The organism is Nocardioides bruguierae (assembly GCF_023656415.1).
Classification (GTDB): Bacteria; Actinomycetota; Actinomycetes; order Propionibacteriales; family Nocardioidaceae; genus Nocardioides; species Nocardioides bruguierae.
In genome coordinates, this window is sequence record NZ_JAMOIL010000012.1 from 150,153 (window position 1) to 175,793 (window position 25,641).

A 25,641-nucleotide genomic window follows, 5' to 3' on the forward strand; every position below is an offset into this window, starting at 1 on the left:
CGCCCGCCGCGCCGGCCTCAGCCGGGCACGTCGAACGTCAGCACCGCGACGGGGTTGGTGAACTCCCCCGTCCGCAGCGAGACCTCCACGTCCCACTCGCCCGCCGTCGGCACCGTCACCTGCCCCGCGTAGGTGCCGGTGCTGACGGGGGTCAGCGGGACGAGGCCGAGGTCCGGGCCCTCCCCGTCCCCGCCCAGCAGGCGCACCCGCGGCGGCTCCAGCCCCTCGGTCGGGACGCCGGCGGCGTCGGTGACCCGGATGGTGACCGTCACCGGCCCGACCGCCCGCGGGCTGAGCTCCACGGCCACCGCGAGGTCCTCGCCCCCGCTGTTCTCCAGCACGCCGGTGACGGGGCCGGTCGCGGCGGCCGCCGCGGGCTCGACGATCTCCGGCACCTGGTCGACCAGCACCGCGGTGAGGCCGAGCACCCCCACCAGCAGCACGGCCTCGGCCACGGCCACGCGCAGCACCGGCCGCGTGCGTGCGCCGCGCTCCCGGCGGGACGCCGCGCGCAGCCGCGGCACCAGCACGAACCGGTTCCACGCAGCGAGCGCGACCACGACGACCGCCACGGCCACCTTCACGAGCAGGACCCGGCCCCACGACGTCCCGAGCAGCGCGCTCCACCCGTCGACGACCAGCCAGGCGCCCAGCGTGCCGGTCACGGCCACCAGGGCGAGCAGCCCGCCGGCGAGCACGGAGAAGCGCCCCAGCACGGTGGCCGCCTCGTCCTGCTCGTCCGGCGCCGACAGCGCGAGCACGAGAGCCACGAGCCCGCCCAGCCAGGCGGCGCCGGCGAGCAGGTGCACCGCGTCCGCGGCGATCGCCACCGCCTGCGGGGAGGCGGCGCGGGTGTGGCCGGAGAGGGCGGGAGCGACCACGGCGAGGCCACCCATCGCCAGGGCGGCACGCGCAGCGGTCGCCCCGGCATCGCGCCGCAGCAGGACGGTCAGCGCCAGGAGGCCGACGAGCACGAGCGCCAGGACCAGCCACTCCGAGCGCGGCCACGCGGCCCAGGCCGCCGGGTCGGCCAGCGCGGAGGCGTCCCCGCCGACCTGGTAGAGCACGCTGAGCGGCACGGTCGCCAGCCAGCCGAGCGCGCCGACCACGACGGCGGCCCGGGTCGCCCGGAGCACCCGCCGACGCGCCTGCGTCATGCCGGCGGGGAGCAGGAGGACGAGCCCCGCGGCGAGACCGCCCGCGGCCAGCAGGCCCAGGTAGCCGAGCCACCGGGCCGGCGCCAGGAGGACCGGCGGGTCGGTGGAGGCGTCCACCTCGACCGGCGGGGGCGTCACGTCCGGGCTGGGCTCCCCCACGGAGAAGGTCAGCGACCCGGCCACGGGGTGGGTGTCGAGGGAGATGATCCGCCAGACCACGACCACGGTGCCCTCGACCGGAGCGTCGATCCGCACCTCGAGGCGGTCGCCGACCGCCTCCGCCTCAGCCGCCAGGGGTACGCCGGAGGCGTCGAAGACCTGCACGCCACCGGGCGGCAGGGAGACGGGCTCGGTGAAGTCGAAGCCGATCACCTCGGGCGACGCCTCGGTGCGGCGGTCGTGCAGGTGCGGCGGGAAGGTGTTCCACACCGAGCCGTCGGCGATGACGGTGACGCCGAACTGGAGGACGGCGGTCTGCAGCTCCTGCCCCCAGGCGTAGCGGTAGAGGTGGCGCTCGTTGGCGCCGGACTTGCTGCCCAGGGCCACCGGCTCGACCTCGTCGTGCTTCAGCGCGGTGGTCGGGTACGTGGCGTGCGCCGGGGCGGAGACGAAGTAGAAGGCGGCGTCGGCCCCGGCGAAGGAGACCTCGCTGCCGCGGCCCACGTAGAGGCCGTCGAGGTGCTCGAGCTCGTGCTTGTCGCCGTCGACCAGCACGTGGCCGGCCTGGCCGACGTTGATGATGCCGAGCTCGCGGCGCTCGAGGTGGCTCTCGACGCCGAGGACGTCGCTGAAGGCCGGCAGGTCGAGCTGGCCGGTGCCGGGCACCGCGCCGCCGAGGACCATCCGGTCGTCGTGGGTGTAGGTGGCGGTGACCCGTCCCTCGACGAAGAGGTCCTCGACGAGGAAGTCTCGTCGCAGGTCCGCCGTCGTGGCGGTCTCGGCCCCGGCCGGCGAGGTTGAATGTCGCACCTGGATCACGGGCGCTCCTTGGGTCTCATGACGTCGATTTCGTGAACCGCGTTCGTATTCGTGAACTGAGTTCAACCTAGGATGTGTTTCACGTCACGGTCAATAGGTGGGAGTGAGTTTCTGTATGTGAACGAAGGGCGTACTGTGTGCCCGAACAGGCACTCCTCGTTCCTCTTGGGTAAAAGGCGGGCACGACATGACGCAGACCAGCGCAGACAGCACTCCCTCGACCGTGAAGTCGGCCGCGCGGGCGCTCGACCTGCTCGACGAGATCGCGCTCCGCGGCCCCGGCACGCAGCTCCAGCTGTCCTCGCGCATGGGCATCCCCAAGAGCAGCCTGCACGCGCTCGTGCGCACGATGGTGGTGAAGGGGTGGCTCGAGACCGACCCCACCGGCACCGTCTACAAGCTGGGCATGCACTGCCTCGTCGCCAGCTCCGCCTACCTCGACGGGGATGCGGTGCTCGCCCGGGCGGCCCCGATCCTGGACGAGGTCGCCGCTGCGACGCAGGAGACGGTGCACCTGGGCCGGCTCGACGGTGACCACGTCATCTACACCGGCAAGCGGGAGTCGGTGCACCCGCTGCGGATGCACTCCGCCGTCGGCCGCCGGCTGCCCGCGTACTCCACCGCGCTGGGCCGCGCGATCCTCGCCGAGATGCCGGTCGAGCAGCGCGCGGCGCTGGTGCCCACCGACATCAAGGCGATGACCCCCCACACCACCGTCACCAAGGACGAGGTGCTGGAGATCATCGACACCGCCGCGGTGCAGGGCTACGCCACGGAGTCCGAGGAGTCCTGCCTCGGCGTGCGCTGCTTCGGCGTGACGCTCCCCTTCACCCGCCACGCCACGGACGCGATGAGCGTCTCCGTGCCGATCAGCCGGCTCGGCGACGGCCGGCAGGACATGATCATCGAGACCCTGCTCGCCGCCCGCGCGAAGCTCGCCGCCACCGCCGACTGGTCCGCCTCGGTCTGAGGCTCAGCTCCGAGGCTGGTCCCCCAGGGCGTCGCGCAGCGTGCGCAGCGCGCTCTCCAGGGCGGCCTGCTGGTCGTCGTCCAGCGCCGCCAGCAGGTCCCGGACGTCGGCGACGTGACCGGGCAGCGCGTCGAGCAGGGTCCGCGTGCCGGCGTCCGTGATCTCCGCCAGCACCGAGCGGCGGTCGGACTCGCTGCGCACCCGCCGCACGAGGCCGTCACGCTCCAGCCGGTCGATCATCCGGGTCACGCCACCGGTGGTGACGGCCAGCTCGCGGCCCAGCGCGGAGAGCGGCTTGGCGCCGCCGCTGCGGTGCAGCCGGACCAGCACCTCGTAGGTCGAGGCGGTGATGTCGCTGTCGCGGCGCAGCTGGGCGTCGACCCGGGTCGCGAGACCGGCCGCCACCTCCAGCAGCAGCCCCACCCGGGTCACGGCCTCGTCCATCACGGGCGCGTCCACCACCGGGTCGGTCTCGCTCACGCGACCCAGCGTCTCATCCGCGGCGTCCCTCGCGATGCTCAGGCCGCGCGGCGCCGCAGCAGCGCGACCCCGGCGGGCACCAGCGACACGGCCACGAGGCCCAGGGTCACGAGGTCGACGTGGTCGGCCACGAACCGCACCTCACCGAGGTACCAGCCGGCGGCCAGGAGCAGCACGACCCAGAGCAGGCCGCCGAGCACGTTGTAGACCGTGAACCGGCGCCGAGGCATCGCGAGGGCACCGGCGACGACCGGGGTGAAGGTGCGCACGAGCGGCACGAAGCGGGCCAGGACGACGGCCTTGTGCCCGTGCTCGAGGAAGAACCGGTGGGCGGCGTCGATGTGGTGCCCCGAGAGCCACCGCGGCCGGTGCCCGCCGTCCTCGCGGGAGACCAGCAGCCGGCTCCCCCACCGCTGCCCGATGAGGTAGCCGACCTGGTCGCCCAGCGCCGCACCGAGCCACGCGGCGCCCGCGAAGACCCAGATCGAGGCGCTGAGCACCCCGGACGAGGCGAGCACGGCCACGGCGAAGAGCAGCGAGTCGCCCGGGAGGAAGAAGCCGACCAGCAGGCCCGTCTCGGCGAAGAGCACCGCGCCCACGAGCAGCGGGGCCCAGAGTCCGAGGGAGGCGAGCAGCGGGTCGAGGTAGGCCATCACACTTTCACGGTTTCCCGTCCCGCCTGCACCGAACCTGACCGCCGCTCCCCCGGCGGGGTGGGTTCGCGCTCAGGCCAGGCGGTGCCGCGTGGCGTGCATGAGGAGTCCGCCGAGCACCACCACGACGCCCGAGGCGACGAGCAGCGGCGTCACCCCGGCCGCGTCGAGGAGCAGACCACCGAGCGCGGTGCCCAGGGCGATGGCCAGCTGGAAGACGGCGACGTAGAGGCCGCCGGCGGACTCGATGCGGGTCGGCTCCGCCCGGGCGGTGAGCGTCTGGGTGGAGGTCGCGATGCCGCCGAAGCCGAGGCCCCAGACCGCCACGGCGACCAGCGCGAGCGGGACCGAGCCCGTGCCCAGCGCCCCGGCCACGGCGAGCAGGACGACGGCGGCGCAGATGACGCCGGGCACCACCAGGAGCAGCAGCGGCAGGCGCCGGTCGATCACCACGCCGACGGCGGCGTTGCCGAGCAGCCCGCCAGCGCCGTAGAGCACCAGCGCCAGAGCGACGAGGCCGGTGTTCATCCCGCCCACGGCGTCGATCGCGGGACGCACGAAGGTGTAGCTGCCGAAGTGGCCGGCCACGAGCAGGCCGACACCGGCCAGCCCGAGCAGCAGCACCGGGGAGCGCAGCGTGCCGAGCAGGGCCGCGGCGCCGGCCCCGGGCGAGGCGGGCACCGACGGCACCAGCACCGCGATCGCCGCCAGCGCCACGAGGCCGAGGGCGGCGACGCCCCAGAACACCGGCCGCCAACCGGCGGCCGAGGAGAGCAGCGCACCGAGCGGCACCGAGAGGACGAGCGAGGCCGAGAGCCCCAGGTTGACGATCGACATGGCGCGGCCCAGCCGGGCGGCCGAGACCAGGCGGGCGCAGACGCCGATGGCCAGCGCCCAGCTGCCGGCGATCGCGGCCCCGAGCAGCAGCCGGGCGACGACCACCACGGCGTAGGCCGGCGCCACCGCGGTGAGGACGTTGGCGAGCACGGCCACGGCGAGCAGGCCGAGCAGCAGGACGCGGCGGTCGGTCCGGGGGAAGAGCAGGGTGATGCCCGGCCCGGCGAGCATGCCGACCAGGGCGGTGGCCGTGACCACCTGGCCGGCGACGCCCTCGGAGACGCCGAAGTCGTCGGCCATCGCGGGCAGCAGGCTCGCCGGCAGGAACTCGCTGGTGACGAGGCTGAAGATCGCCAGGGCCAGGGCGCCCACCGCCGCCCACTCCCGGGCACCGGGGGCGCCGACCTCGCTCCTGGCCGCGCCCGTGGGCGTGCCGCCGGCGGTCTGGTCGGTGAGGCTCATCGTCCTGCTCTCGTCGCGGGGCCGGGCGACCCGGGACGGGCCGACCGCGTGCGACAACTGTCGGGCAGGAGCAGGTGTTCCCGGCGCGCGTCTCACCGGACGGCCCCTGCAGGAGCAACCTCGGCACACCCCGCCACCCGCGGCGAAGCCGCTCGCGAGACGACCTCGAGGCCTAGGCGCCCGCGGCCACCTCGACCAGGTGCACCTCTACCCCGGCTGCCCGGTAGGCCGCGACCGCGTGCGGGTCTGCGTCAGCGGTCGTGACGAGGTGCATGACGTCCGTGGGATCGCCGAACCGGAAGGTCGACACGGTGACGAGCTTGTCCGGGCCCGCGACGAGCACGGTCCGGGTGGCCGCCGCGAGGCAGGCTCGCTTCAGCCTGGCGTCCTCGAAGGTGACGGACGTGAGTCCGTGGTCCGGCGCGGCCGAGCAGGCTCCGAGCACCGCGACGTCGACGTGCAGAGCCTGCACCGCCTCGAGAGCGGCTCCACCGGCGAACGCCAGCGTGTCCGTCTCGACTGCACCTCCTGGCACCACCACGCTCACCCCGGGCACCGCGGCCAGCGCCGCGGCGGCGTGCAGGGACAGCGCGAGCGCGGTCAACGGTCGGCCGGTGAGCGACCGGGCCACTGCCAAGCAGGTGGTGCCGTTGTCGACCACCAGCGACTCGTGGTCCTCGACCAGTGCCGCCGCGGCGGCTCCGAGCGCCTCCTTGCGCACCTGGTCGGCGTCGTAGCGAGTGCTGAACGGCATCGGCCGCCCCCGTTTGGCGGGCCGCCGAGCACCTCCGTGGGGTCGGCTCAGCACGCCGTGCCCCTCGAGCTCACGCAGGTCGCGGCGGATGGTCACGGCCGGGGCTCCGGTCAGGGCAACGAGGTCGTCGACGGTCATCACCTCCGCGCCACCGATCGCTCTGATGATCGCTTTGTGGCGAAGTGATCGTTGCACGCGATCATTCAAGGTCGTGCTCCTGCTGGGCACCGAGACCGACGCACCGCCGGGCATCGCGGGCCTCGGTCTGAGCGTCGTGCTCGGGGCGCAGTTCGTCGGTCGCATGCTGGGGGACCCCCTCACCGACCGCTTCGGCCGCGAGCGCGTCGCCGCAGCGGGCGGGCTGCTCGTCGCGGGCGGTTCGCTGGCGGTCGTGCTGACTCCGGCCTACCCCGTGGCGTTCGCGGGCTTCGCCCTCGCGGGCCTCGGCTGCGCCACGCTCGTGCCCGCAGCGTTCGCGGCCGCCGGACGTGTGCCCGGACTGCCCCAAGGCACCGGTATCGCCGTCGTCGGCTGGTTGATGCGGCTGGGTTTCCTCCTGACGTCCCCTGCCGTGGGCCTGCTCTCCGACGCGACCAGGAGCCGACCGGGCACGAACGAACAGGCCCCGCACCCAGTGGGTGCGGGGCCTGTCCTTTTCTTCGCCGGACCGGGGAGCCCTTCCTAGTCCGCCGTCAGGGTGAACGCCTCGCGGAAGCGCTCGAGTGCCACCGTGGAGTCACCGGAGGCGAACGCCTCCATGCCCACGACGCCGCGGTAGCCGGCGTCGTGGAGGGCCGCCGCGACGGCCGGGTAGCGGATCTCGCCCGTGAACGGCTCGCACCGTCCGGGCACGTCGGCGACCTGCACCTCACCGAGGTACGGGGCGCTCTCGCGCACGCGCTCGATGAGGTTCCCCTCGCCGATCTGCGCGTGGTAGAGGTCCAGGTTCATCCGCAGGTGCGGGGAGTCGACCGCCGCCACGAGGGCGTGGGTGTCCTCGGCCAGCGCGAACGGCGTGCCGGGGTGGTCGACGGGCAGGTTGAGGTTCTCCAGGCAGAAGACCACGTCCTCGCGCTCGCCGAGGGCGGCGATGCGGGCCAGCGTCTTCTCCGCGGCCATCCACATGGCGCCGGTGACGTGCTCGATCGGCTTGATCGGCAGGCCCTTGTCGTCCAGGCCCGTGCCGTGGAGGTTGAGGTTCGGGACGCCGGTGCGCGCGCCGAGCCGGCGGGCGGCCGCGATGGACTCCTCGGCCGTCTTCAGCAGCGCGTCGGCGCCGTCGGGGTCGATGAGGTCGCCCTCCACGTAGCCGGTCATGGAGGTGAACCGGGCCTCGGTGGCGGCCAGGGCGTCCAGGTCCTTGCCGGGCCAGCCCCAGATCTCCACGGCCAGGCCGAAGTCCCGGATCCTCTCGACCCGCTCGAGGAACGGCAGGTCGGTGAAGACCATCTCGGCGCAGGCGGCGAGGACGAAGCCCTCGCCGTGCTCGGCGGACGTCATCAGCCCCACCGCTTCACGTGCTTGTCGATCTCGCTGCGCATGAAGCGGGTCGACTCCTCGCGGCGGTCCTCCCACGCGAAGACGCAGGAGGTGAGGATCGCGTCGTCGTTCTGCGCGAAGCCCATCGTGCCGAGCTTGGCGAAGAACGCGTCGAAGTCGACCTCGCCCTGCCCCATGTCGAGGTGCTGGTGCACGCGCACGGAGTTGCCGGGCGGGTTGGTGATGTAGCGCAGGCCGGACGACGCGGTGTGGTCGAAGCAGTCGGCCAGGTGCACGTGGGTCAGCAGGTCGCCCGCGTACTCCATGATGTCCACCATCTCCTCCGCGGTGTGTGCGCCATGGTGGAACGTGTGCGGCGTGCAGTACAGGTAGGAGACGAGGTTCGAGTTGATCCCGCGGATCATGTCGATCGAGGTCTTCGCGTCCTCGACGAAGTCGTCGGGGTGCGGCTCCAGGCGCAGGTGCACGCCCTCGCGCTCGAAGACCGGCAGGAGCTCCTCCATCGAGCGCCAGAACTGACCCTCGCTGGTCTCGGCGTCCTCCGGGCGGCCGTTGAACTCCGAGTTCATGATGTGGCAGTCCAGCTCGACGGTCAGCTCGATCGCCCGCTTCCAGTAGCGGACGGCGGCCTGGCGCTGGATCTCGTCCGGGCCCGCCCAGCGGTACAGCGGCAGGTGGCAGGCCAGCTTCACGCCGGCGGCGTCCAAGGCCTTCTTGAAGCCCTTCACCGTGTCGTCGTTCGCGCGGGCGTGCAGGAAGAACGGGGTGAAGTCCTCGCGGGGGGACAGCTCGATGTACTCGAAACCCAGGTCGGCGACGACGCCGGGCAGCTGCGTCAGCGGGACCTCGCGGAACATGTAGGGGTCGAGGGCGATCTTCATGGGGGTGCAGTCCTTCGCGTCGGTGCGGGGAGGGCGGGCGGGGACGGGCCGGGCCGGACAGGCTGGCGCGTCAGGCGTAGAAGGCGGGGCGGTCGGCGTAGTCGACCTCGACCCGCTCCCCCGCCTCCAGGGCCCGGACGCCGGCGGCGCAGGCGGCCGCGACCAGGTAGCCGTCCCAGGCGGTGGGGCCGTCGATGGTGCCGGTCTTGGCGGCGTTCACCCACGACTGGATCTCGTGCTCGAAGGCGGGCGCGAACCGGGTCTTGAAGGTGGTGTGCTCGGCGCCGGAGAAGCGGCCGTCGCGCCACACGGTGGTGCCGGAGGTCCGACCGATCTCGGCGATCCCGTCGGCGAAGACCGCCTCGGTCTTCACCTGGTAGCCGAAGCGGACGCTCACGTTCATCTCGACGTCGGCGACGACTCCGCTGGCGGTCTCGAGCAGCACCAGGATCGGCTCGTCGAGGTGGGCGGCGTTGTTCGGGTTCCGCTTGAGGTGCTTGACCTCGACCGAGGTGACGGGCGAGTGGGTGAGGTAGCGGACGATGTCGAACTCGTGCACGACCGAGTCGTTGATGAGCATCTGCTGGGTGTAGCTGTCGGGCACGTCGGGGTTGCGGTGCGCGCAGCGCAGGGCGAGCAGGTCGCCCATCCCGCCGTCCGCGATCATCTTCCGCAGCTCCATGTAGCCGGCGTCGTAGCGCCGCATGAACCCGACCTGGATCAGCTTGCGGCCGCCGGCGGCCTCGACCTGCACGACCTCCAGCGCGGAGGCGGCGTCGGGCGTCAGCGGCTTCTCGCACAGCGTCGGCAGACCCGCCTCGATGACGGCCAGGAGATCGGGCTGGTGGAACGTGCCCGGGGTGGCGATCAGCACCGCGTCCATCGCGTCGGCGGCGATGGCGTCGGCCAGGCTGGAGAAGCAGCGGGCGCCCGGCGCGTCGGCCGCGGCGGCCTCGGCGCGCGAGGTGTCGGGGTCGATGACCGCCGAGACGACGGCGCCGGCGATGCGGTCACGGATGCGGAGGACGTGGTCGGCTCCCATGAGGCCGGTGCCCACGACGGCGATGCGGAGGTCGGACATGACGATCCTTGCTGGGGAGGTGCTGCGGCGAGCAGGGGGGGCGGAGCGGGCAGGCCCCGACCGGACGAGTGGTCGGGGCCGGCCGCGTGTTCCTCGGGAGGGACGACTCAGTCGTGGATCGAGTCGCCGCTGCCGGTGAGGCTGGCGAGCTCGGCCTCGAGCTCGGCCATGGCCTCGCCACCGGCCATCAGGTCGGTGATCTCCTCGCGGGTGCGCTGACCCTTGGCGAAGTCGTCGGCCTTCTCGCCGCGGATCAGGACGGCGAAGTGGTCGCCGACCGTCAGCGCGTGGGAGACGTTGTGCGTCACCAGGACGACGGCGATGCCACGGTGCTTGGCCTGCATGATGATGCGGAGGACGTGGGCGGCCTCCTTCACGCCGAGCGCCGCGGTGGGCTCGTCGAGGATCAGGACCTTGGCGCCGAAGTACACCGCACGGGCGATGGCGGAGACCTGACGCTCACCACCGGAGAGGCTGCCGACGAAGCGGTCGCCGTCGGTGACGCGGGTGATGCCCATCTCCTGCATCTGCTCCACGACGACCTTGTTCGCGAACTTCTTGTCGAAGTACTTGAACGGGCCCCAGCCCTTGGTGGGCTCCACGCCGGTGAAGAAGGAGCGGCCCAGGCTCATCAGCGGGAAGGTGCCGCCGAACTGGTGGACGGTGGAGATGCCGGCCGCCGTGGCGTCACGGGGGCTCTTGAACTGGACGGGCTTGCCGTTGATCTTCACGGTGCCGGAGGTCGGCTCGTGGAAGCCGGAGAGCACCTTGATCAGCGTCGACTTGCCGGCGCCGTTGTCACCGAGCAGGCAGAGCACCTGGCCGGCGTGGATGTCGAGGGAGACGTCGGAGAGGGCCTCGTAGCTACCGAAGATCTTCGAGACGTTCTCGATGGCCATGTACGGGGTGGACTCAGACATTGGTCGCCTTCTTCTCCGTCGCGGTGGTGGTGGCGGTCGCGGTGGCGGCATGACCGCCTCCGCCGCCAGGTGCCGGCTTCTTCTTGTCCTTGGGCTTCGCGGCGGACATCGCCAGCTTGCGGAAGGTGTTGTTCGAGAGGACCGCGATCAGCAGCAGCATGCCGAGGATCAGCGCGGACCAGTCGGAGTCCCAGCCGGTGTAGTAGATGCCCTGGTAGACGATGGCGAAGGTCATCGTGCCGAAGAGGACGCCGATCGGGGAGCCGAAGCCACCGGTGAGGAGCACGCCGCCGACGACGACCGCGATGATCGAGTTGAAGACGTAGGACTGGCCGGCGGAGACCTGGGCGCTGGAGTACAGGGCGACCTGGATGACACCGAGCAGGGCGGAGCCGAAGCCGGAGCCGATGTAGAGCATGACGGTGGTGCGGTCGACCGGGACACCGGCGGCGCGGGCGGAGACCTCGTCGCCACCGATCGCGTAGACCCAGTTGCCGAAGCGGGTGCGGTAGACGATCCAGGAGACGACCAGGACCATCGCGAGGGCGAAGAGGACGGCGGTCTCGAACTGGTCGAACATCAGGCCACCGAAGATGTTCTTCACGCCCTCGTCCACCTGCACCGACACGAGCACGGTGCCGGTGGTGAGGCGGGTGACGCCGTAGACGATGCCCTGGATGGAGAACATCGTGGCGAGGGTGACGATGAAGGACGGCAGCTTGACCTTCGTGACCAGGAGGCCGTTGACGAGGCCGAGCAGGGCGCCGACGGCGAGGCCGGCGATGACGCCGATCCAGGACGGCAGCCCGTAGTAGCCGGAGAGGATCGCGAAGGTCATGGCGCCTGCGGCGAGCACCGAGCCGACCGAGAGGTCGAGGTGGCCGGCGATCATGACGAGCGCGACGGGCAGGGAGATGAGGGCGAGCTCGGCGGCGACGTTGACCCACGTCGCGGTGCCGGCGAAGCCGAGGAAGTTCGGGCGACCGAACCAGGAGAAGAACAGGAAGACGAAGATCGTGCCCATGAGCGCGGAGAACTCCGGGCGCCGGGCCATCGAACGCAGATTGAACACTGGGGTGGGCTCCTTCAAGGGTGGGTCGGGGCGGGCTCGCGCAGGACGCGGGCCCGCCCCCACGATCTGCTGAGCGCGGGCCGGTCTTGACGCCGGCGCCGATCTGGTCGACGTTGTCGGCGGTCACCAGGGCCGGGCCGGTCAGGATGATGTTCGTGGCCGGGAGGATGCCGTACTGGTCGTACTGCCAGGCGGCGGAGACGGCCAGGAAGCCCTGGAGCCAGCCCTGCTGGTCCACGGCGAACAGCTGGGAGCCGTCGCTGATGCGGTTGAGGATGTTCTCGGAGATGTCGAACGAGCCGGCGAGGGCGTCGCTGCCGGCCTGCTGGATACCAGCAGCCGCGGCGTCGGCGTCAGCCGAGGAGATCGTCATGACGCCGTCGATGCTGGGGTCCTGCGAGAGGGCGCCCTTGACCGCGTTGGAGATGGCGGCCGCGTCACCGAAGGACTTGCCGGGGAGGACCAGCTGGTCGGCGGTGCCGCCGTTGGCCTCCATGCCGTCCTTGGTGCCGTCGCAACGGGCCTCGATGTTGACCGAGCCGGGCGAGGTGTTCACGCAGATGACGTTGGTGGCGCCGTTCTCGGCCAGGTACTCGCCCGCGGCCTTGCCGGCCTCGTACTCGTCGGTGCCGAAGTAGCCCAGGGCACCGGTGTTCTCGACCTCGGACTCGCCACCGGCGTTGTAGAGGACGACGGAGAGGCCGGAGTCCATGGCGTCGGCGATGGCCGGGTTCTCGGCGTCCGGCACCCAGTCCGGGAGGGCCAGCGAGGTGCAGCCGTTGGAGACGGCCTGCTGGATCAGCTTCACCATGTCCGGGCCGATGTTCTCGTAGGTCGGCAGCGGCATCCAGGTGTAGTCGGTGCCGGCGTCCTGGACGGCCAGGGAGGCGGCGTCCGCGCCGTTCTTGACGACTGCGAAGAACGCGTCCGCGCCGCCGATGATGCACACGCTCTTGCCGCTGCTCTCCGAGGAGGCCGCGGAGGCGGTGCCCGAGTTGGAGGAGGAGGCGTCCGAGGTGTCGGAACCGCCGCACGCGGCGAGAGCCAGCGTGGCCGCCGCGAGGACGGTACCGGCCTTCGCCAGCTTGCCGGCCTTGGTCAGTGCGTTCATTCCTGCATCCCTTCTGAAAGGTCCTGCGCTCCCTCTTTGGAGTCGCGAGGTCTGGGGTGGCACTCGGAGGCGGGAGCCCTGCCCGAGTGCCGGTGAGGTGGAGGTGAGTGGTGCCAGACGGGGTCAGCGGACCCCGGCGTCGGCGGTGGCCTCGAGGAGCACGGCGTGGGTGGGCCGGATGCTGGACGACCCGAGACCGGCGCCGGCCGAGGACCCCGTGGTGAGGGTTCGGCGGTGCAGGCTCGCGATGTCGACGCCCAGCTTCATCTGATGCTCCTGAGAGGTCCCGCGGCGAGACGCCGAGACTCGACGTATCCGCATTCCGGTGACTGGCGACCGCTACGAGGTCGTTGGAGCAATTGAAGCCATGTGATCGGCCTCACGTCAACACTTTGTCGTGACATGCCAACAAAATTGTTTCCAGCATGTGTAGGGCTGAGCAGCGGCGACGCTGAAATGTCGCCGTAACGCTTGCGTGACCCCGCAGTGACCCCTCACAGTGACGCCCTAATGTCAGGCCAAAGGAGGCGCGGCGTGGTCCAGATCTCAGCTCGGCGAGGGGCGTGGCACACGTGTGCGCCCGGTTCTGACCCCATCGGCAGGCCGGCGGCCCACCCATGACGGAGCAGCCTGTTTCCCGGAAACCGCCTCGGACCTGGGATGATGGAGACGTGAGCGACCAGGGGGAGCCGACGCAGACGGCCGTGCTGCCACCGTTGGTGCTGGACCGCAACAGCCCCGTGCCGCTCCACTTCCAGGTGTCCCAGCACCTCGAGCAGGTGATCACCTCCGGGCAGATCCCGCCGGGCACTTTGTTCACGAGCGAGATCGAGCTGGGAGAAAGACTGGGCGTCTCCCGCCCCACGATGCGCCGCGCGATGCAGCAGCTGGTGGACAAGGGACTCGTCGTGCGACGCCGCGGCATCGGCACCCGGGTCGTGCGCCCCAAGGTGAAGCGCCCGATGGAGCTGACCAGCCTCTTCGACGACCTCAAGTCCGGTGGCCAGTCCCCCACGACCCAGGTGCTGGCCCTCGAGGAGATCGACTCCGACGAGGCCCTGGCCGCCAAGCTGGAGGTCAAGCCGGGCGAGCCGGTGGTCCGCGTCGTCCGCCTGCGCAGCGCCGCCGGTCGGCCGATCGCGAAGATGACCAACTACCTGCCCACCGGTCTGGTCGACTTCGACGCCGAGACCCTCGAGGAGCAGGGCCTCTACGCCCTGCTGCGGGCCCGCGGCGTGCAGATGCACATGGCCACGCAGGTGGTCGGCGCTCGCCAGGCGACCGCCTCGGAGTCGCGGCTGCTCGACGAGCCGCGCGGCTCGGCGCTGCTCACGATGGAACGCACCACCTACGACGACCACGGCACGGTCGTCGAGTACGGCAGCCACGTCTACGCCGCCAGTCGCTACACGTTCGAGACGAGCCTGATGCGGTCCTGACCGACCGCTGGACCCGCTCCCACAGCAGGCCCACACGCCGGCCCACACGCAGGCCCCGTTCCCGCGAAGGGACGGGGCCTGCGTGCATCCTGACAAGGCTCTTGCCAGGCAGTATGAGCCTTTGCTAATCATTAGCCATGACTGATGCAGCACGGGCGCTGGACGCGATCGGCACGCCGGCACGCCGGCGCATCCTGGAGCTGGTCGCCCCGCACGAGCGCAGCGTCCGCGAGCTCACCGACGAGCTCGACATGACCCAGTCGGCGGTCTCCCAGCACCTCAAGGTGTTGCGCGACGCCGGGCTCGTCGCCGTCCGTGCGGAGGGCACCCGCCGGCTCTACCGGGTCGACCTCGACCAGCTGGCGCAGGTCCGTGCGTGGGTGGACGGGTTCTGGGACGACGTCCTCGCCGCCTTCGCCCAGCACGTCACCGACACCAGCCCCGGGGCCGACACCGGGACCAACACCGAGGAGCACCGATGAGCACCGCGCCCGTCCTGCGCAGCATCTCCGTCCCCGCCTCCCCCGCCCGCGCCTTCGAGGTCTTCACCGAGCAGATCGGCGCCTGGTGGCCGATCGCCACCCACGGGCTCTTCGGCGGCGAGTGCGGCTGGGTGGGCTTCGAGGACGGGCTGCTCGTCGAGCGCGCCCTCGACGGCCGCAGCACCACGTGGGGCGAGGTGCTGGCCTGGACGCCGGGGCAGCTGCTGGCCTTCTCCTGGCACCCGGGCCGCGAGGCCGACGACGCCTCGGAGGTGGAGGTGCGGTTCCTCGCCGACGGCGACGGCACCCGCGTCGAGCTGGAGCACCGCGGGTGGGAACGGTTCGGCGAGCAGGCCGACGAGCGCCGCCGCACCTACGTCGGGCCCGGGGCCTGGGGCTTCGTGCTCGAGCACTTCGCGGACGTGGCGGACGGCCCGGCCGCGCCCGTGCCCGGTCTCGCGGAGCTGGAGGCGGCGTACGAGACGTTCTTCGCGGCCGCGCTGGCCGGTCCGTTCGGGCCGGCACCGGCCGAGGGCGAGTGGGACGCCGCGTCCACCGTGGCCCACGTGACCCTCAACGACCAGGCGATGATCGCCGTCGCGAACGCGCTCGTGCACCAGCGCGAGGCGCGGTTCGAGAACGTCGTCAGCCAGGACCCGGCCGTGCTCGCCGCCCACGTCGCCCGCTTCGCCGACCTGGACGCCCTCGTGGCGCACGGTCGCGCGGTGGCGACGCTCGCGTGCGTCGCCGCGGCCCGGCTGGACCCCGCCCAGCGCGAGACCGCCGTCCACTGCCGCCTGCTGCACGACGGCGAGGTGGTGCTCGACCAGCCGATGCCGTGGGGCGCCGTCGCGCTCGACACCCAGGCCTCCCGGCACCTCCCCGCCCACGTGCAGCAGCTCGAGAACCTCCGCACCGACCGGTGATCGAGCAGGCCGCTGGCCGAGGAAGGACGAAGTCCTGTCGCGAGACCGAGACCCACCGGTGACCGAGGTGCGAGGAGCGCAAGCGACGAGCCACGAGATCCCCGCACCCGACCACGACCTCAGCCCACAGGCAGCGCCGCGTAGAGCTCGGTGTCGACAGGCTCCAGCCACTCGTTACTGACGCCTTCACCAGGCGTGATGAACGCCAGGTGCGAGAACCACGACCCCGCCTTGGCACCGTGCCAGTGCTTGGTGCCGGCGGGCACGCGGACGACGGTGCCGGGCACCATGCTGATCGGCTCCTCGCCCTCCAGCTGGGCCCAGCCGCTGCCGGCGGTGCACATCAGGACCTGGTCGCCCGCGCCGTCGACGCCGTGGTGGACGTGCCAGTGGTTGATGCACCCCGGCTCGAAGGTCACGTTCGAGACCACGACGCTGCTGTCGGTGCTGACCGGCGCGAGGTAGCTCCGGCCGGTGAAGTACTGGGCGAAGGCGTCGTTGGGCTCGCCGGTGGCGAAGGGCTGGTCGAACGCGGGCATGTCTCTCCTCGGTGCGGGTCGGTGCGTACGTGCCCATGGTTGCCCGAGGCAAGCAGACCGCCGAGGGTCTGTCAGGACCCCTCTCCTGGTTCCCGACCTCGGGTACGCGCCTTCCGTGGGCGTAGAGCCGCTTTCTTCAGGAGAGCCCGGGAGCCGCGGCAACGCCGCTGCGCACGACGGGCTCGGTCTCGCTCGAGGTGGCGACTCCCTCGGGCCGACCCTCAGCCGAGGCGGTCACCCGCACCGACATCCGGGCTCCTACGTCCTCCACCGTCGGGCGGTAGAGACGACCGGTCGCGCCGGCCACCTCGACCCCGTCACGCAGCCACTGGAACGAGATGGCGACGTCGGCGTCCCAGGCACCCGGGGAGGCGACCAAGCGTGCCCCGGTGCGGGCGGCACCGTGGATGGTCGGGTCGGTCGTGGCGACCGGCGCCATCACCGGGTCGACCGCGCACACCGAGGTGAGCCGGTCGAGGTCCGCCGTGGTCTCGGCGGTCGGCGAGAGGACGTGGCAGCCGGCCCCGACCTCGACCTCGGCGTAGCCGCCGGCCGCCACGACCTCGCGCGGCGACCCGTCGACGTAGACGGTCGTCGCGCCTCGCGCTTCCGTCGGCAGACTCACGCTCGCCTGTGTGTTGCCGGGGACCGACACGACGAGGGTGGTGCCGTCCTCCCGCTGCTCGAAGGCGCTGCCCACGCTGCCGCGGACGGTGGGGGTCTTGATCGTGCCCCACTCGAGGTCTCCGGGGTGCGGCTCGATCCTGATGGTCTCGTAGCCCGCCGTGGCCGGCTGGATGCCGAACAACCCGGAGGGGATGTTGAAGGCGGGCGAGGCAGCCCACGGGTGGGAGTAGCTGGTGTTGGACTTCAGCGAGATGTCCCAGGCCTCCATCGTCGCGCCGGCACCTGCCTCGATCATGTTCATCCAGCTGCGGGTGCCGTCGGCGGTGAGCAGGTCGAGAGCGGTCTGACCGTCGTCGCCGTCGTAGAGCCCCTTGATCAGGAAGGCGGCGCAGTAGACGCTGCAGGCCATCCCACGGGACTTCACGTACTGGGCCACCGTGGCCTGCTGGTCGTCGGCCGGCACGCCGAACGCGAGGGCGAACGCGCTGGCGTGGACCGAGGCGTGCCCGGTGAGGTTGCCGGAGGCGTCCGCGCCGTCGTCGTAGGCCCCGGTATCGGGGTCGTAGAAGGTCGCGTTGATGGCGTCCCGCAGGTCGGCCGCCTGGGCCGAGTAGTCGGCGGCCTCGTCGTCCTTGCCGATGGCGGCGGCCATCTCGGACATGTCCACGAGGGTGCGGTACGTGATGGCGTTGATGACGGTGTTGTACTGCCGAAACACGTAGCCGTCGCGCTCGCTCGTCGGCCAGTCGACGATGTCGCAGTCGGTGACGGAGTTGCAGCCGTTGCTGCCGGAGGTCTTGCGGACCAGGCCGGTGCTCTCCTCGATCCACTTCGACGGGAGCTTGGTCTTGAGGTTCTCGTAGTAGTCCTCGACCTGCTCGGTGTTGCCGGTCTGGCGCCAGGCGTCGTGGACGGCCAGGACGACATAGGCCGGCCACTCGGTGGGCCAGGTCCGGTTGGTCTTGAAGTAGTTCATGGAGTAGCGGCCCAGCGACAGGTCGTCCATGAGGTAGAGCGAGGACATGAGCTGCAGGTAGGCGTCGGCCTCGTAGTTGGTGCGTTCCCGCTCCCAGGAGTCGGTGTAGAAGTTGAGGTTCGTGGCCTCGATGGTGTTCTTCGACAGGGCGTAGACCTGGCCGAGGGCGTCGTCGGAGGACGCGAACGCCGAGGCGTCCTCGTCGAAGGGGTAGACCAGGGCGAGCGCCTTGACGGAGTCCGTCGTCAGCGGCTCGGGCGAGCCGATCACCTGGACGTAACGGAACGTCCGCATGCCCCAGGTCTCCACGTGCTGCGCGCCGTCACGCAGGGTCGGGGTGTCCAGGTAGGTGTTGCCCGCCGACGTCCGATAGCGGACGGAGCCGTCGTCGTTCAGCACCTGTCCGAACCGGACCTGCACCTCCCTGCCGGCGACCCCCTCTGCGACGTCCCAGGCGATCCCGCCCATCCAGGTGCGGCCGAAGTCGATGACCTGGCTGCCGTCCTCGAGCGTGGTGACGGAGGAGGCGTCGCGCAGCTGCTCGGTCACCTTGGCCATGGGCGCGGCCTGCAGGTCCGCGATGTCCGAGCGCTCCTCGGCGGGCTTCCACGCGCTCGCGTCGAATCCCGGCTGGTCGTAGCCGGTCGGGAACAGTCGCGCGTCGAGGTTCTCGCGCGGGGCGCTGAAGTAGCTGGTGCCGTAGCTGCCGGGCGAGCGGAACACACGGCCCGCCGAGAAGGACTGCCAGTCCGCCCCCGTGCCGACGACCTGCCGGGTGCCGTCGGTGTAGACGATCTCGAGCCGGCCCAGGAACCGGGCGTTCGCACTGCTGCTGTTCGCCACGACAGAGACCGTCGACGTCGTACCGGGCTCGAGCAGCGAGGTCACGTCGAACCCGTCGAAGCGGGTCTCGCCACCCACCGGGGCCGTGGGGCCGAGGCCGACGAAGGTGCCGTCGACGGCAGCCTTGAAGACGTACTGCTTGGAGGCCCGCCACTCGGTACCGGTGGCGAAGAGGGTCGCCCAGGCGATGGGCTTGTCCGCCACGTCGACGTCCTTGCGGAACATCGCCCAGTCGTTGCCGTACCCGGCGAGCCCGCAGTCGGCGGAGACGGGGATGCTCAGCCGCCCGCCGCTGACGGTGCCACAGGCGAACGGGTTCGTAGCGCTGAGGTCGTCGGAGAACAGGACCTCGCCGGTCGCGCTGGTGACGGTGACGTCGTCGAGCAGGCCGGTCTCGGTGCGGCCCGTGCGCACGCCGACGATGCCCGAGCCGAACGCGGAGTCCGTGCGCTGGTCGACCTGCACGCCGTCGATGGAGGTGGTGATCGTGGACCCGGCCACTTCGATCGCGATGTCGGCCTCGGTGCCGACCTGGAGGGTGCCGGCCGGGAGGTCGACCGCGGACCCGAGGGTCGCGTAGCTGCCGTTGGTCTGCTTGTGCGGCACCAGGCGGTTGTCGCCACGGAACTGCCACATGTACGCGTTGTTGCCACTGACGCGGAACTTGATGCCCACGGCGACCGCAGTCACGGTCAGCTTCCCGGTCATCGTGTAGTCCGTCCAGCCGGTGGTGGGGGAGGGCGTCCAGATCGGGGTCGCCGCGTCCCAGGTGGCACCGGGGCTGGTGCCGAACCAGGACGGCTCGGCCCAGTCGAGGGCGGTGTCGGAACCGCCCCAGACCCGCACCGACCAGAAGTAGCGCTGCGAGGACGACAGCTCGTCGCCGCCGTAGGCCACGTCGGTCTGCTCCGCGGAGGCCACCTTGCCCGAGTCCCACACGTCGCCGTTGCCGGCGGCTGCCAGCTCGGGAGTCGTGGCAACGACGATCCGGTAGGCCGACTGGCGCGGGAGCGAGGTCAGCGTCCACGAGAAGGCGGGCGAAGCGAGGTCCTCGAGATCCGCCGGACGGTCCAGCCCGTCGACCTTCAGGCCGGTCGCCGCTGCGTCCCCGACGGACGGCCTTGAAACGTTGTCACCACTCGAAGCCGGCGAAGCCACGGCAATGCCGGTCGAGGCCGGTACTGCCAGTAGGGACGCCGTCGCCAGCGCCACCGCCGTCCTACGTACGACACCACGTCGTGTCGACTCCCACCTGCGCACGGGTGCATCCGATCTGTAGAGGGTCCTTGGCGCCCGCGAAGAAGAAACTAAGCATTCCTCTCACGTGACGGGCGTCACGCACGCTAAGTGAAAGGATTCACTTCGACAAGGACGTGACCGAAAGCGGACATCCCCGGTCCTGGCAGTGACGTTCCTCGGAGCCCCGCACGCAGGTCCCGGCGACGTGACCGGCCTGGCCAGGCGCAGACCAGGCGCAGACCAGGCGCAGACCAGGCGAGGGTGACGAGTCCGTTCTGGCCGAGGAGGCCCAGGGCGGCCACAGGACCAGCGGAACGCAGCGTGCGGCCGGCCGACTAAGACCGCATCTAAGGCTTTCCCCGATGCGCCCGGCGCCTCCCCCGTCGAACAATGCAGCCAGACGCATCGAGACAGGAGGGGCAGACCCATTTTCCGCGTGGGTTAACGTTCAAGAGATGACGTTGAACCATGTGCGCCGCGGAAGCGGCAGCCCGTTGTTGCTCGTGCACGGTCTGGGCGCTGGATGGCGATCTTGGTCCCCGATCATCGACGAGCTGGCCGAGAGCCGTGAGGTCATCGCCGTCGACCTGCCGGGTTTCGGCGAGTCGCCTCCTTTGACCGGCGAGGTCTCCGTCGCCACCCTGACCGACTCCGTCGCAGAATTCATCCGCGAACAGGGTCTGGACGGGGTGTCGACGGTCGGTCAGTCGATGGGTGGCCGGATGGTGCTCGAGCTCGCACGGCGAGGCGTCGGCGGCGACACCGTGGCATTGGACCCGGGTGGTTTCTGGAGCGACCGCGAGCTCGCCGTCTTCGCGGCCACGCTTCGGCCCTCGATCGCTCTGGTCCGGACGCTGCGAGGCACGCTGCCAGCACTGCTGGGTAACCCCGTGGGAACGACGCTGCTGTTGGCGCAGCTGTCGGCGCGGCCCTGGGCACTCTCGCGCGAGACCGTGCTGCCGGATGTGCGCGGGCTGGCTGAGTCCCCGTCAACTGGCGCGGCCTTGGACGCCCTGACCAAGGGGCCCAAGCAGCAGGGTGCGCCGGCCGGCACCGTGCCCGGCCGGGTCACGATCGGTTGGGGTCGTCGTGACCTGGTGACCGTGCCGAGGCAGGCCGCACGTGCGACGCAGCTGTTCCCGGACGCGGTGCTGCACTGGTTCGAGCGGTGTGGCCACTTCCCACAATGGGACGCACCGCATGAGGCAACCCGACTGATCCTTGACCGCACCAGGTGAGGTCGGTCGCGCTGCCCGGCCCACGAGGGCGCATGTCGCCCTAGCCGCATCCCCAAGCGGGACGCGCGAACCTGGGCGTCACAGCGCCGCGAAGCGGCCATGTCCTATCGCCGCAAAGATGAGCCTGACCCGGTTTACCGGACACGGTTGTTGTGGTGATCATGCCGCCGTTTCGGCGGTCGCGTGAAGGGTTTCGTACTCGACGGGGCTGAGCATGCCGAGGCTGGTGTGCCTGCGGCGTGGGTTGCACCAAGCCTCGATCCATTCGAATATCGCCGTGGCGGGCTGCTCCTGGGTGTCCCATCGCCTGGTATCGAGGAGCTCGCGTGGCATGGTCGACCTGAACGATTCGATCATCGTGTTGTCGACGCTTATCTGACACAGATCGCCGCACACAGCCGATCACCGTCAGGCACAGCCGGACACGACGAAAGAGCCCCCGACCGGCGTTTCCGCTGGTCAGGGGCTCTTTGTTCTGCTGGTGGCAGATCCAGGATTCGAACCTGGGAAGCTTTCGCGACGGATTTACAGACCCCGACTCCCCCGCCGGGCACCAGCACGAACACGCGAATGCCCAGACCGCGGGCACAGATAGGGCACGAGAACGGCGGGCATGACGATCGACCTCAGGCGGCGCGCCAAACCACGTCACCAATCCGTACAGCAGACCCTCGTGGTCGGTACCGACCTGTTGCGGGCTTTGTTGAGAATCTACCCAGCTTGGTGGGGTAGGGAGTTCTTCCTCCCGCTGCTGCTGTCCATGATCTTCACCTTCGGGGCGGCGTCGCTGGTCAACGACGACGCCTCGCAGACATTCGTGCCACGGCTGGTGTCAGGGCGAGATTTGCAGGCAAGCTAGGCACCGAATGACCCGGCCCGCTGCGATGGCCTGGTCACAGAGCGCCACGACACCAAGCAGACGACAAGACCGCCCAGCCCCACAGCAAGTGCGAGAAGCCCGTAGAGCTGTGGGTCGATGTCCGCTCGGTCATCGATGTTCCGCATCGCCTGCGCCGCGAGCCAGCCCACCACGATGGCGGCGAACCCGACGAGCACGAGTGGGACCGCCACGCACCAAAAGTGCATGGTGAACAGTTGGCTCCTTGACGCGCCGAGCACCCGCAGGGCGCGCATCCGCGGGCTACGCTCCTGCGCCTCGCCGAGCGACACGACAAGCAGGGAGAGAAACCCGAGCAGGAGACTGACGACCGCACCGATCGTTAGCCACTCCACCTGATCGGGATACTCCTGGGTGTCGGGGTTATGCCGGTCGAGAGCACCAAGGTCGAGCTGGAGCGTCGGCTCGAGGGAGGACAGCGCGGCGAGGACCGAGGTCACCTCGGTTGCTGGTGCGAGCAGGAAGAAGGTGGCGCCGTCGGTTTGCCGCGCTTGGGGCGCGACGTCGGTAGACACAAGGAGCGCGCCGGCAAAGGCGTCGGGCATTCCTGGTAGGTCGAGCGTTGCCGTGGGGGCAGGTACCCGGACTCTGTCGCCTGAGGGCAGGGTCAGCTCGTCGCCGATCTCGTGACGCCGATCTGCGGCTGGCGCCTCGCCCAACCACATCGGGCCGTGAGTTGCGGGACAGTCTGAATTGTCCCGGCGACCGGTGAGCACGCGCAGTCGTTCGCACGAGGAAAAGACGACGCTTACGAACCCACCGTCCGCCTTCACGGAGCTCAGTTCGGTAGCTCCGGTCATGCGCCTGAGGCTGGAGACCTCCTCCAGCGTGAGCGCGCCGGAAAGGTCGGTCGCCACGACCGGTACCTTTCCCTGTGCTTCCAGCCGCTGCGACCAGTCCTGCGCTGAGCCGCCGTTGAGCACGGAGGCGAACGATTGGCTGCCGAGCAGCAATACGATGATCACGCTCAGGACACTCGCCAACCGCAGCGCCGTGGTGACGCGATCGGATGCCATCCGCCGGCCGACCAACCGAGGCGCGGTTGTGTGCTCAAGGCGTGCGGCGAGCGCGGCCATCACCAACGCGGGCCCTGCGACGGCGATGCCGACGGCGGACAGCACGATGCCGACCCAGAGAGCTAGTGGCGTCAGGGCGCCGTCGAGTGATGCCGCCGAGGGCAGCGCCAGCAGCATGAACCCGGCCGCCAGGGCCGCCGACCCGAGGCGCGGCACTGCGTTCTTTCGCGGCTTGACTCGTGTGCGCCGGTCCAATCCGAGCGTTCGGCGATCGCTCGACACCGCGTAGCAGACAAGGAGCAGCAGGGGTGCGCAGACGACCATGTACGTCGTGAGGGAGAGTTGCGCGTCCGAGGAGAAGAACCCGAAGGTTGTGCCCGGGAGCGTCGTGGCTCCGCGGGTGCTGACCCAATGGAGGACGCCGGCAAAGATCGTGGACGGCAGGCAGATGCTGGCTGCCTCCACGAAGTGCAGGAGGTGGATCCGCCACCTCGGGTACCCGATCAGGTGCAGCGCGGCCGCCCGCTGCTCGCGGCGCGACGCGGCGAGCCGGGAGATGATAACCACGAAGAAGGCGGCCGGGATCCACACCAGGGCAAAGACGTAGGCGGTGACGCTGAGGTTCAGCACTGTCTGGGGATCGCGCTCGGCCACACTTGGCGCCGGCTTCCCGCCGAATCCGTCGACCTTTATCAGCAGGTTCCGCTCGGCGTCGACACCCAGGATCGCACGCAGCTCGTGCGGCTGGACAAGCCCGGCCGGACTGATCTCGCCAACGAGTCGCTCTGAACTGAACAGGGCTCCGACTGTCGGGTCCGACGACATGAGGTCGACCAGGTCGGGAGAGGCGTAGAACTCGTCCGGGCCTGGCATCGCGGGCACGCCCGGCGCAACCAACTGCGAGCTTCCGGCCGTGTAGTACTCCCGCCTAATCCCGTAGCCGTCCCACCGCCGCGCATTCGTCGTACGCGGGTCGACGATGCGCAGGTCGTCCGCGTCACCCGCCGCCTGAGCTGGGTCCACCATCACCGCGATGTCGGTCGCCCGGTCGTCCTGGCGGACGGCCACCTGTAGGGCAGATACCGAGGTAAGACCCAGCAACACGATCGCCGCCATGCCGACGGCCAACAGCAACGCCGGCAACCCGGCGCTTGGGCCGCGGAGCGCTACCCTGTGGACCAGCCAGGCCGCGACTCGGACGTCACGCATGGGCGGCCGGCTGGGCGTGCTGCACGGGGACCAGTTGACCGTCCTGAAGAAGCAGCCGCCGGTCACACAATGCCGCGACGGCAGGGTCGTGGGTGACGATGCAAACAGCTGCACCCTCCTCCTTGGCCAGGCCCAGGAGAAGACCAAGGGCGTCACGGGCAGCCGCCTGATCAAGTGCGGACGTCGGCTCATCCGCCAGGATGATCGAGGGTCGGCCGAGTACGGCACGAGCTACAGCCGCTCGCTGCAACTGCCCAACCGACACCTCCGAGGGACGCCTTGCGCCAAGGCCCTCGACGCCCAGCCGCGCAAGTAGCTCATCTGCGGCCTCGGCATAGTCGGCGACGCGAGTCGAGCGGTCGCCCAGCATCGACGGCAGGCAGACGTTCTCCGTCAGCGTCAGCTCAGGGAGAAACTCGTCGCTCTGGAACACGATTCCGATCTCTCGCAGACGCGTAGCAGCCCACCGACGAGCAGAGGGCTCTTGCCGCACTCCGGCGATCCAGATCTCGCCATCGTGGGGCTTGACCAGCCCTGCCAGAGCGCCCAGCAAGGTCGACTTCCCCGAACCGCTGGGACCGCTGATGGCGACCGTCTCCGCCGCCGCGATCTCCAAGTCAATGCCGCCCAGCACGGGAACACCCCCCCGAGACACGGCGAGATCACGCACCTTCACCACCACATCAGCAAGCATGTACTCGATCTCTCTTTGAGGTGAACCCGTGCCGGACCATCCTGAGCTGGACTCAGGAAACGCCGTACTTCTTTCCGCTGCAGTCGTCGGGGTACAAGTTGTGCTGCTGGCAGACGTTCAGGCTGACAGTCTTGCCCTCAGCCCAACTGAAGTTGAGGCTCTGCAGGTTCCCGCTCTTGCCCAGGTTCCAGCGCCCGCTGCCGCTGGGGCCCGTCCAGTCGACGTAGCTGTCCGGCTCGTAGCCCTTACCGTGGTAGACCTCGCCGTACGCCTTGAAGTTTGCCTGGGCGTCGTGATCACCTGAGTTCCACGTCCACGGGATATCCTGAGACGCCAACGCCGGTCCTGTCACGGTGGCGGCGGCCACGAATGCTGCCGCGGCTGCGATCTTATTGAACTTAATCACTTGCTGCTCCCTCTGTCCTTGTGGCGCGACCGACTCATGGGGAACATGCAATCGAACCCCCGAGAATTGAAAATGACCCCTGCCACGATCAATGGTTCGTACCCGCTCCAGAGCCGTCCCAAGGGTTTGAGACCAGCCACTGGAAACTGGTTGCGCTGAACAGACCACGAACCTCGATGCATTGTCAATAGTCTGGCCTTGAATAACTTGGATGCGGGCATTGAGGCGCCCTCCCGTGTCTCGCAAACCCCGA

The 25,641-nt window shown here is 70.4% G+C and carries 24 protein-coding genes and 2 pseudogenes; 7 read left to right on the forward strand and 19 right to left on the reverse strand.

Annotated elements, in window-relative coordinates; all coding sequences use genetic code 11:
• Positions 1-17: 17 nt before the first annotated feature.
• Positions 18-2,135: a CopD family protein gene (locus M8330_RS11340; protein ID WP_250827407.1), complete on the reverse strand. Its 2,118-nt coding sequence runs from the start codon at positions 2,133-2,135 to the stop codon at positions 18-20.
• Between the two features lie 187 nt (positions 2,136-2,322).
• Between M8330_RS11340 and M8330_RS11345 the strand changes: the two genes are divergently transcribed.
• The gene (locus M8330_RS11345) at positions 2,323-3,105 is read left to right on the forward strand and encodes an IclR family transcriptional regulator (protein ID WP_250827408.1); all 783 of its coding nucleotides are present in this window, start codon (positions 2,323-2,325) and stop codon (positions 3,103-3,105) included.
• A 3-nt stretch (positions 3,106-3,108) separates the two neighbouring features.
• Here the strand turns inward: M8330_RS11345 and M8330_RS11350 are convergent, their stop codons facing one another.
• The 5 genes and pseudogenes from M8330_RS11350 to M8330_RS21995 form a co-directional block, all read right to left on the reverse strand.
• The gene (locus M8330_RS11350) at positions 3,109-3,585 is read right to left on the reverse strand and encodes a MarR family winged helix-turn-helix transcriptional regulator (protein WP_250827409.1); all 477 of its coding nucleotides are present in this window, start codon (positions 3,583-3,585) and stop codon (positions 3,109-3,111) included.
• Between the two features lie 38 nt (positions 3,586-3,623).
• On the reverse strand, positions 3,624-4,238 hold the full coding sequence (locus M8330_RS11355; RefSeq protein WP_250827436.1) for a DedA family protein: 615 nt from the start codon (positions 4,236-4,238) through the stop codon (positions 3,624-3,626).
• Between the two features lie 72 nt (positions 4,239-4,310).
• The gene (locus tag M8330_RS11360) at positions 4,311-5,537 is read right to left on the reverse strand and encodes an MFS transporter (protein ID WP_250827410.1); all 1,227 of its coding nucleotides are present in this window, start codon (positions 5,535-5,537) and stop codon (positions 4,311-4,313) included.
• Between the two features lie 172 nt (positions 5,538-5,709).
• A complete protein-coding gene (locus M8330_RS11365; protein WP_250827437.1) occupies positions 5,710-6,291 on the reverse strand; it encodes a DeoR/GlpR family DNA-binding transcription regulator in 582 nt (193 codons plus the stop codon).
• A 30-nt stretch (positions 6,292-6,321) separates the two neighbouring features.
• Positions 6,322-6,594: pseudogene (locus M8330_RS21995) on the reverse strand (DeoR family transcriptional regulator); the annotation flags it as partial.
• On the opposite strand from M8330_RS21995, the gene M8330_RS11375 reads away from it, so the two are divergent.
• The gene (locus tag M8330_RS11375) at positions 6,503-6,976 is read left to right on the forward strand and encodes an MFS transporter (RefSeq protein ID WP_250827411.1); all 474 of its coding nucleotides are present in this window, start codon (positions 6,503-6,505) and stop codon (positions 6,974-6,976) included. The pseudogene M8330_RS21995 and the gene M8330_RS11375 sit on opposite strands and share 92 nt — an antisense overlap.
• Here M8330_RS11375 and M8330_RS11380 read toward each other — a convergent pair.
• The 7 genes and pseudogenes from M8330_RS11380 to M8330_RS11410 all read right to left on the reverse strand — a co-directional run bounded on the left by M8330_RS11380 (position 6,973) and on the right by M8330_RS11410 (position 13,123).
• The gene (locus M8330_RS11380; protein WP_250827412.1) at positions 6,973-7,791 is read right to left on the reverse strand and encodes a TIM barrel protein; all 819 of its coding nucleotides are present in this window, start codon (positions 7,789-7,791) and stop codon (positions 6,973-6,975) included. The two genes, M8330_RS11375 and M8330_RS11380, sit on opposite strands and share 4 nt — an antisense overlap.
• Positions 7,791-8,672, reverse strand: coding sequence for a sugar phosphate isomerase/epimerase family protein (locus tag M8330_RS11385; protein WP_250827413.1), 882 nt, complete (start codon positions 8,670-8,672; stop codon positions 7,791-7,793). The genes M8330_RS11380 and M8330_RS11385 overlap by 1 nt, the downstream gene beginning before the upstream one ends.
• A 70-nt stretch (positions 8,673-8,742) precedes the next feature.
• Positions 8,743-9,753, reverse strand: coding sequence for a Gfo/Idh/MocA family protein (locus M8330_RS11390; RefSeq protein WP_250827414.1), 1,011 nt, complete (start codon positions 9,751-9,753; stop codon positions 8,743-8,745).
• A 107-nt stretch (positions 9,754-9,860) separates the two neighbouring features.
• Positions 9,861-10,673: an ATP-binding cassette domain-containing protein gene (locus tag M8330_RS11395; RefSeq protein ID WP_250052081.1), complete on the reverse strand. Its 813-nt coding sequence runs from the start codon at positions 10,671-10,673 to the stop codon at positions 9,861-9,863.
• Complete coding sequence (locus M8330_RS11400; protein WP_250827415.1) at positions 10,666-11,727, reverse strand: ABC transporter permease; 1,062 nt, start codon at positions 11,725-11,727, stop codon at positions 10,666-10,668. Before M8330_RS11400 ends, M8330_RS11395 begins: the two co-directional genes overlap by 8 nt.
• A gap of 259 nt (positions 11,728-11,986) precedes the next feature.
• Positions 11,987-12,856 (reverse strand): annotated as a pseudogene (locus tag M8330_RS22675) (substrate-binding domain-containing protein); the annotation flags it as partial.
• A 123-nt stretch (positions 12,857-12,979) separates the two neighbouring features.
• A complete protein-coding gene (locus M8330_RS11410) occupies positions 12,980-13,123 on the reverse strand; it encodes a hypothetical protein (protein ID WP_250050819.1) in 144 nt (47 codons plus the stop codon).
• A 404-nt stretch (positions 13,124-13,527) separates the two neighbouring features.
• Between M8330_RS11410 and M8330_RS11415 the strand changes: the two genes are divergently transcribed.
• From M8330_RS11415 to M8330_RS11425, 3 genes are all read left to right on the forward strand, one after another.
• Positions 13,528-14,295 carry a GntR family transcriptional regulator gene (locus M8330_RS11415; RefSeq protein ID WP_308195927.1) on the forward strand — a complete coding sequence of 256 codons (768 nt, stop codon included), beginning with the start codon at positions 13,528-13,530 and terminating at the stop codon, positions 14,293-14,295.
• 137 nt (positions 14,296-14,432) lie between these two features.
• Entirely contained in the window at positions 14,433-14,777 is a 345-nt protein-coding gene (locus tag M8330_RS11420) for an ArsR/SmtB family transcription factor (RefSeq protein WP_250827417.1), read from the forward strand.
• On the forward strand, positions 14,774-15,703 hold the full coding sequence (locus tag M8330_RS11425) for an SRPBCC family protein (protein ID WP_250827418.1): 930 nt from the start codon (positions 14,774-14,776) through the stop codon (positions 15,701-15,703). The genes M8330_RS11420 and M8330_RS11425 overlap by 4 nt, the downstream gene beginning before the upstream one ends.
• 119 nt (positions 15,704-15,822) lie before the next feature.
• Here the strand turns inward: M8330_RS11425 and M8330_RS11430 are convergent, their stop codons facing one another.
• On the reverse strand, positions 15,823-16,242 hold the full coding sequence (locus M8330_RS11430; protein WP_250827419.1) for a cupin domain-containing protein: 420 nt from the start codon (positions 16,240-16,242) through the stop codon (positions 15,823-15,825).
• 136 nt (positions 16,243-16,378) lie between these two features.
• Entirely contained in the window at positions 16,379-19,846 is a 3,468-nt protein-coding gene (locus M8330_RS11435; RefSeq protein ID WP_250827420.1) for a family 78 glycoside hydrolase catalytic domain, read from the reverse strand.
• Positions 19,847-20,382: 536 nt separating this feature from the next.
• Between M8330_RS11435 and M8330_RS11440 the strand changes: the two genes are divergently transcribed.
• Positions 20,383-21,165, forward strand: coding sequence for an alpha/beta fold hydrolase (locus M8330_RS11440; RefSeq protein ID WP_250827421.1), 783 nt, complete (start codon positions 20,383-20,385; stop codon positions 21,163-21,165).
• A gap of 159 nt (positions 21,166-21,324) precedes the next feature.
• Here M8330_RS11440 and M8330_RS22680 read toward each other — a convergent pair whose 3' ends face one another.
• Entirely contained in the window at positions 21,325-21,522 is a 198-nt protein-coding gene (locus tag M8330_RS22680) for an integrase core domain-containing protein (protein WP_372490199.1), read from the reverse strand.
• A gap of 256 nt (positions 21,523-21,778) precedes the next feature.
• Here M8330_RS22680 and M8330_RS11445 point away from each other — a divergent pair, with 256 nt between their 5' ends.
• Positions 21,779-22,024, forward strand: coding sequence for a hypothetical protein (locus M8330_RS11445; RefSeq protein WP_250827422.1), 246 nt, complete (start codon positions 21,779-21,781; stop codon positions 22,022-22,024).
• Here M8330_RS11445 and M8330_RS11450 read toward each other — a convergent pair.
• The 3 genes from M8330_RS11450 to M8330_RS11460 all read right to left on the reverse strand — a co-directional run bounded on the left by M8330_RS11450 (position 22,021) and on the right by M8330_RS11460 (position 25,388).
• The gene (locus tag M8330_RS11450) at positions 22,021-24,195 is read right to left on the reverse strand and encodes an FtsX-like permease family protein (protein WP_250827423.1); all 2,175 of its coding nucleotides are present in this window, start codon (positions 24,193-24,195) and stop codon (positions 22,021-22,023) included. The genes M8330_RS11445 and M8330_RS11450 overlap by 4 nt on opposite strands.
• A gap of 85 nt (positions 24,196-24,280) precedes the next feature.
• Positions 24,281-24,982 (reverse strand): ABC transporter ATP-binding protein, encoded by a 702-nt coding sequence (locus M8330_RS11455; RefSeq protein ID WP_250827424.1) that lies wholly within the window; start codon positions 24,980-24,982, stop codon positions 24,281-24,283.
• 52 nt (positions 24,983-25,034) lie between these two features.
• On the reverse strand, positions 25,035-25,388 hold the full coding sequence (locus M8330_RS11460) for a hypothetical protein (RefSeq protein WP_250827425.1): 354 nt from the start codon (positions 25,386-25,388) through the stop codon (positions 25,035-25,037).
• Between the last annotated feature and the right edge of the window lie 253 nt (positions 25,389-25,641).

Bases quoted from the DNA above. Each gene is read 5' to 3' on its own strand.
- M8330_RS11345 (WP_250827408.1), top strand. From the start codon at position 2,323: ATGACGCAGACCAGCGCAGACAGCACTCCCTCGACCGTGAAGTCGGCC.
- M8330_RS11355 (WP_250827436.1), bottom strand. From the start codon at position 4,238: ATGGCCTACCTCGACCCGCTGCTCGCCTCCCTCGGACTCTGGGCCCCG.
- M8330_RS11360 (WP_250827410.1), bottom strand. From the start codon at position 5,537: ATGAGCCTCACCGACCAGACCGCCGGCGGCACGCCCACGGGCGCGGCC.
- M8330_RS11365 (WP_250827437.1), bottom strand. From the start codon at position 6,291: ATGCCGTTCAGCACTCGCTACGACGCCGACCAGGTGCGCAAGGAGGCG.
- M8330_RS11380 (WP_250827412.1), bottom strand. From the start codon at position 7,791: ATGACGTCCGCCGAGCACGGCGAGGGCTTCGTCCTCGCCGCCTGCGCC.
- M8330_RS11385 (WP_250827413.1), bottom strand. From the start codon at position 8,672: ATGAAGATCGCCCTCGACCCCTACATGTTCCGCGAGGTCCCGCTGACG.
- M8330_RS11390 (WP_250827414.1), bottom strand. From the start codon at position 9,753: ATGTCCGACCTCCGCATCGCCGTCGTGGGCACCGGCCTCATGGGAGCC.
- M8330_RS11395 (WP_250052081.1), bottom strand. From the start codon at position 10,673: ATGTCTGAGTCCACCCCGTACATGGCCATCGAGAACGTCTCGAAGATC.
- M8330_RS11400 (WP_250827415.1), bottom strand. From the start codon at position 11,727: ATGGCCCGGCGCCCGGAGTTCTCCGCGCTCATGGGCACGATCTTCGTC.
- M8330_RS11410 (WP_250050819.1), bottom strand. From the start codon at position 13,123: ATGAAGCTGGGCGTCGACATCGCGAGCCTGCACCGCCGAACCCTCACC.
- M8330_RS11420 (WP_250827417.1), top strand. From the start codon at position 14,433: ATGACTGATGCAGCACGGGCGCTGGACGCGATCGGCACGCCGGCACGC.
- M8330_RS11425 (WP_250827418.1), top strand. From the start codon at position 14,774: ATGAGCACCGCGCCCGTCCTGCGCAGCATCTCCGTCCCCGCCTCCCCC.
- M8330_RS11430 (WP_250827419.1), bottom strand. From the start codon at position 16,242: ATGCCCGCGTTCGACCAGCCCTTCGCCACCGGCGAGCCCAACGACGCC.
- M8330_RS11440 (WP_250827421.1), top strand. From the start codon at position 20,383: ATGACGTTGAACCATGTGCGCCGCGGAAGCGGCAGCCCGTTGTTGCTC.
- M8330_RS22680 (WP_372490199.1), bottom strand. From the start codon at position 21,522: ATGATCGAATCGTTCAGGTCGACCATGCCACGCGAGCTCCTCGATACC.
- M8330_RS11445 (WP_250827422.1), top strand. From the start codon at position 21,779: ATGACGATCGACCTCAGGCGGCGCGCCAAACCACGTCACCAATCCGTA.
- M8330_RS11450 (WP_250827423.1), bottom strand. From the start codon at position 24,195: ATGGCGGCGATCGTGTTGCTGGGTCTTACCTCGGTATCTGCCCTACAG.
- M8330_RS11455 (WP_250827424.1), bottom strand. From the start codon at position 24,982: ATGCTTGCTGATGTGGTGGTGAAGGTGCGTGATCTCGCCGTGTCTCGG.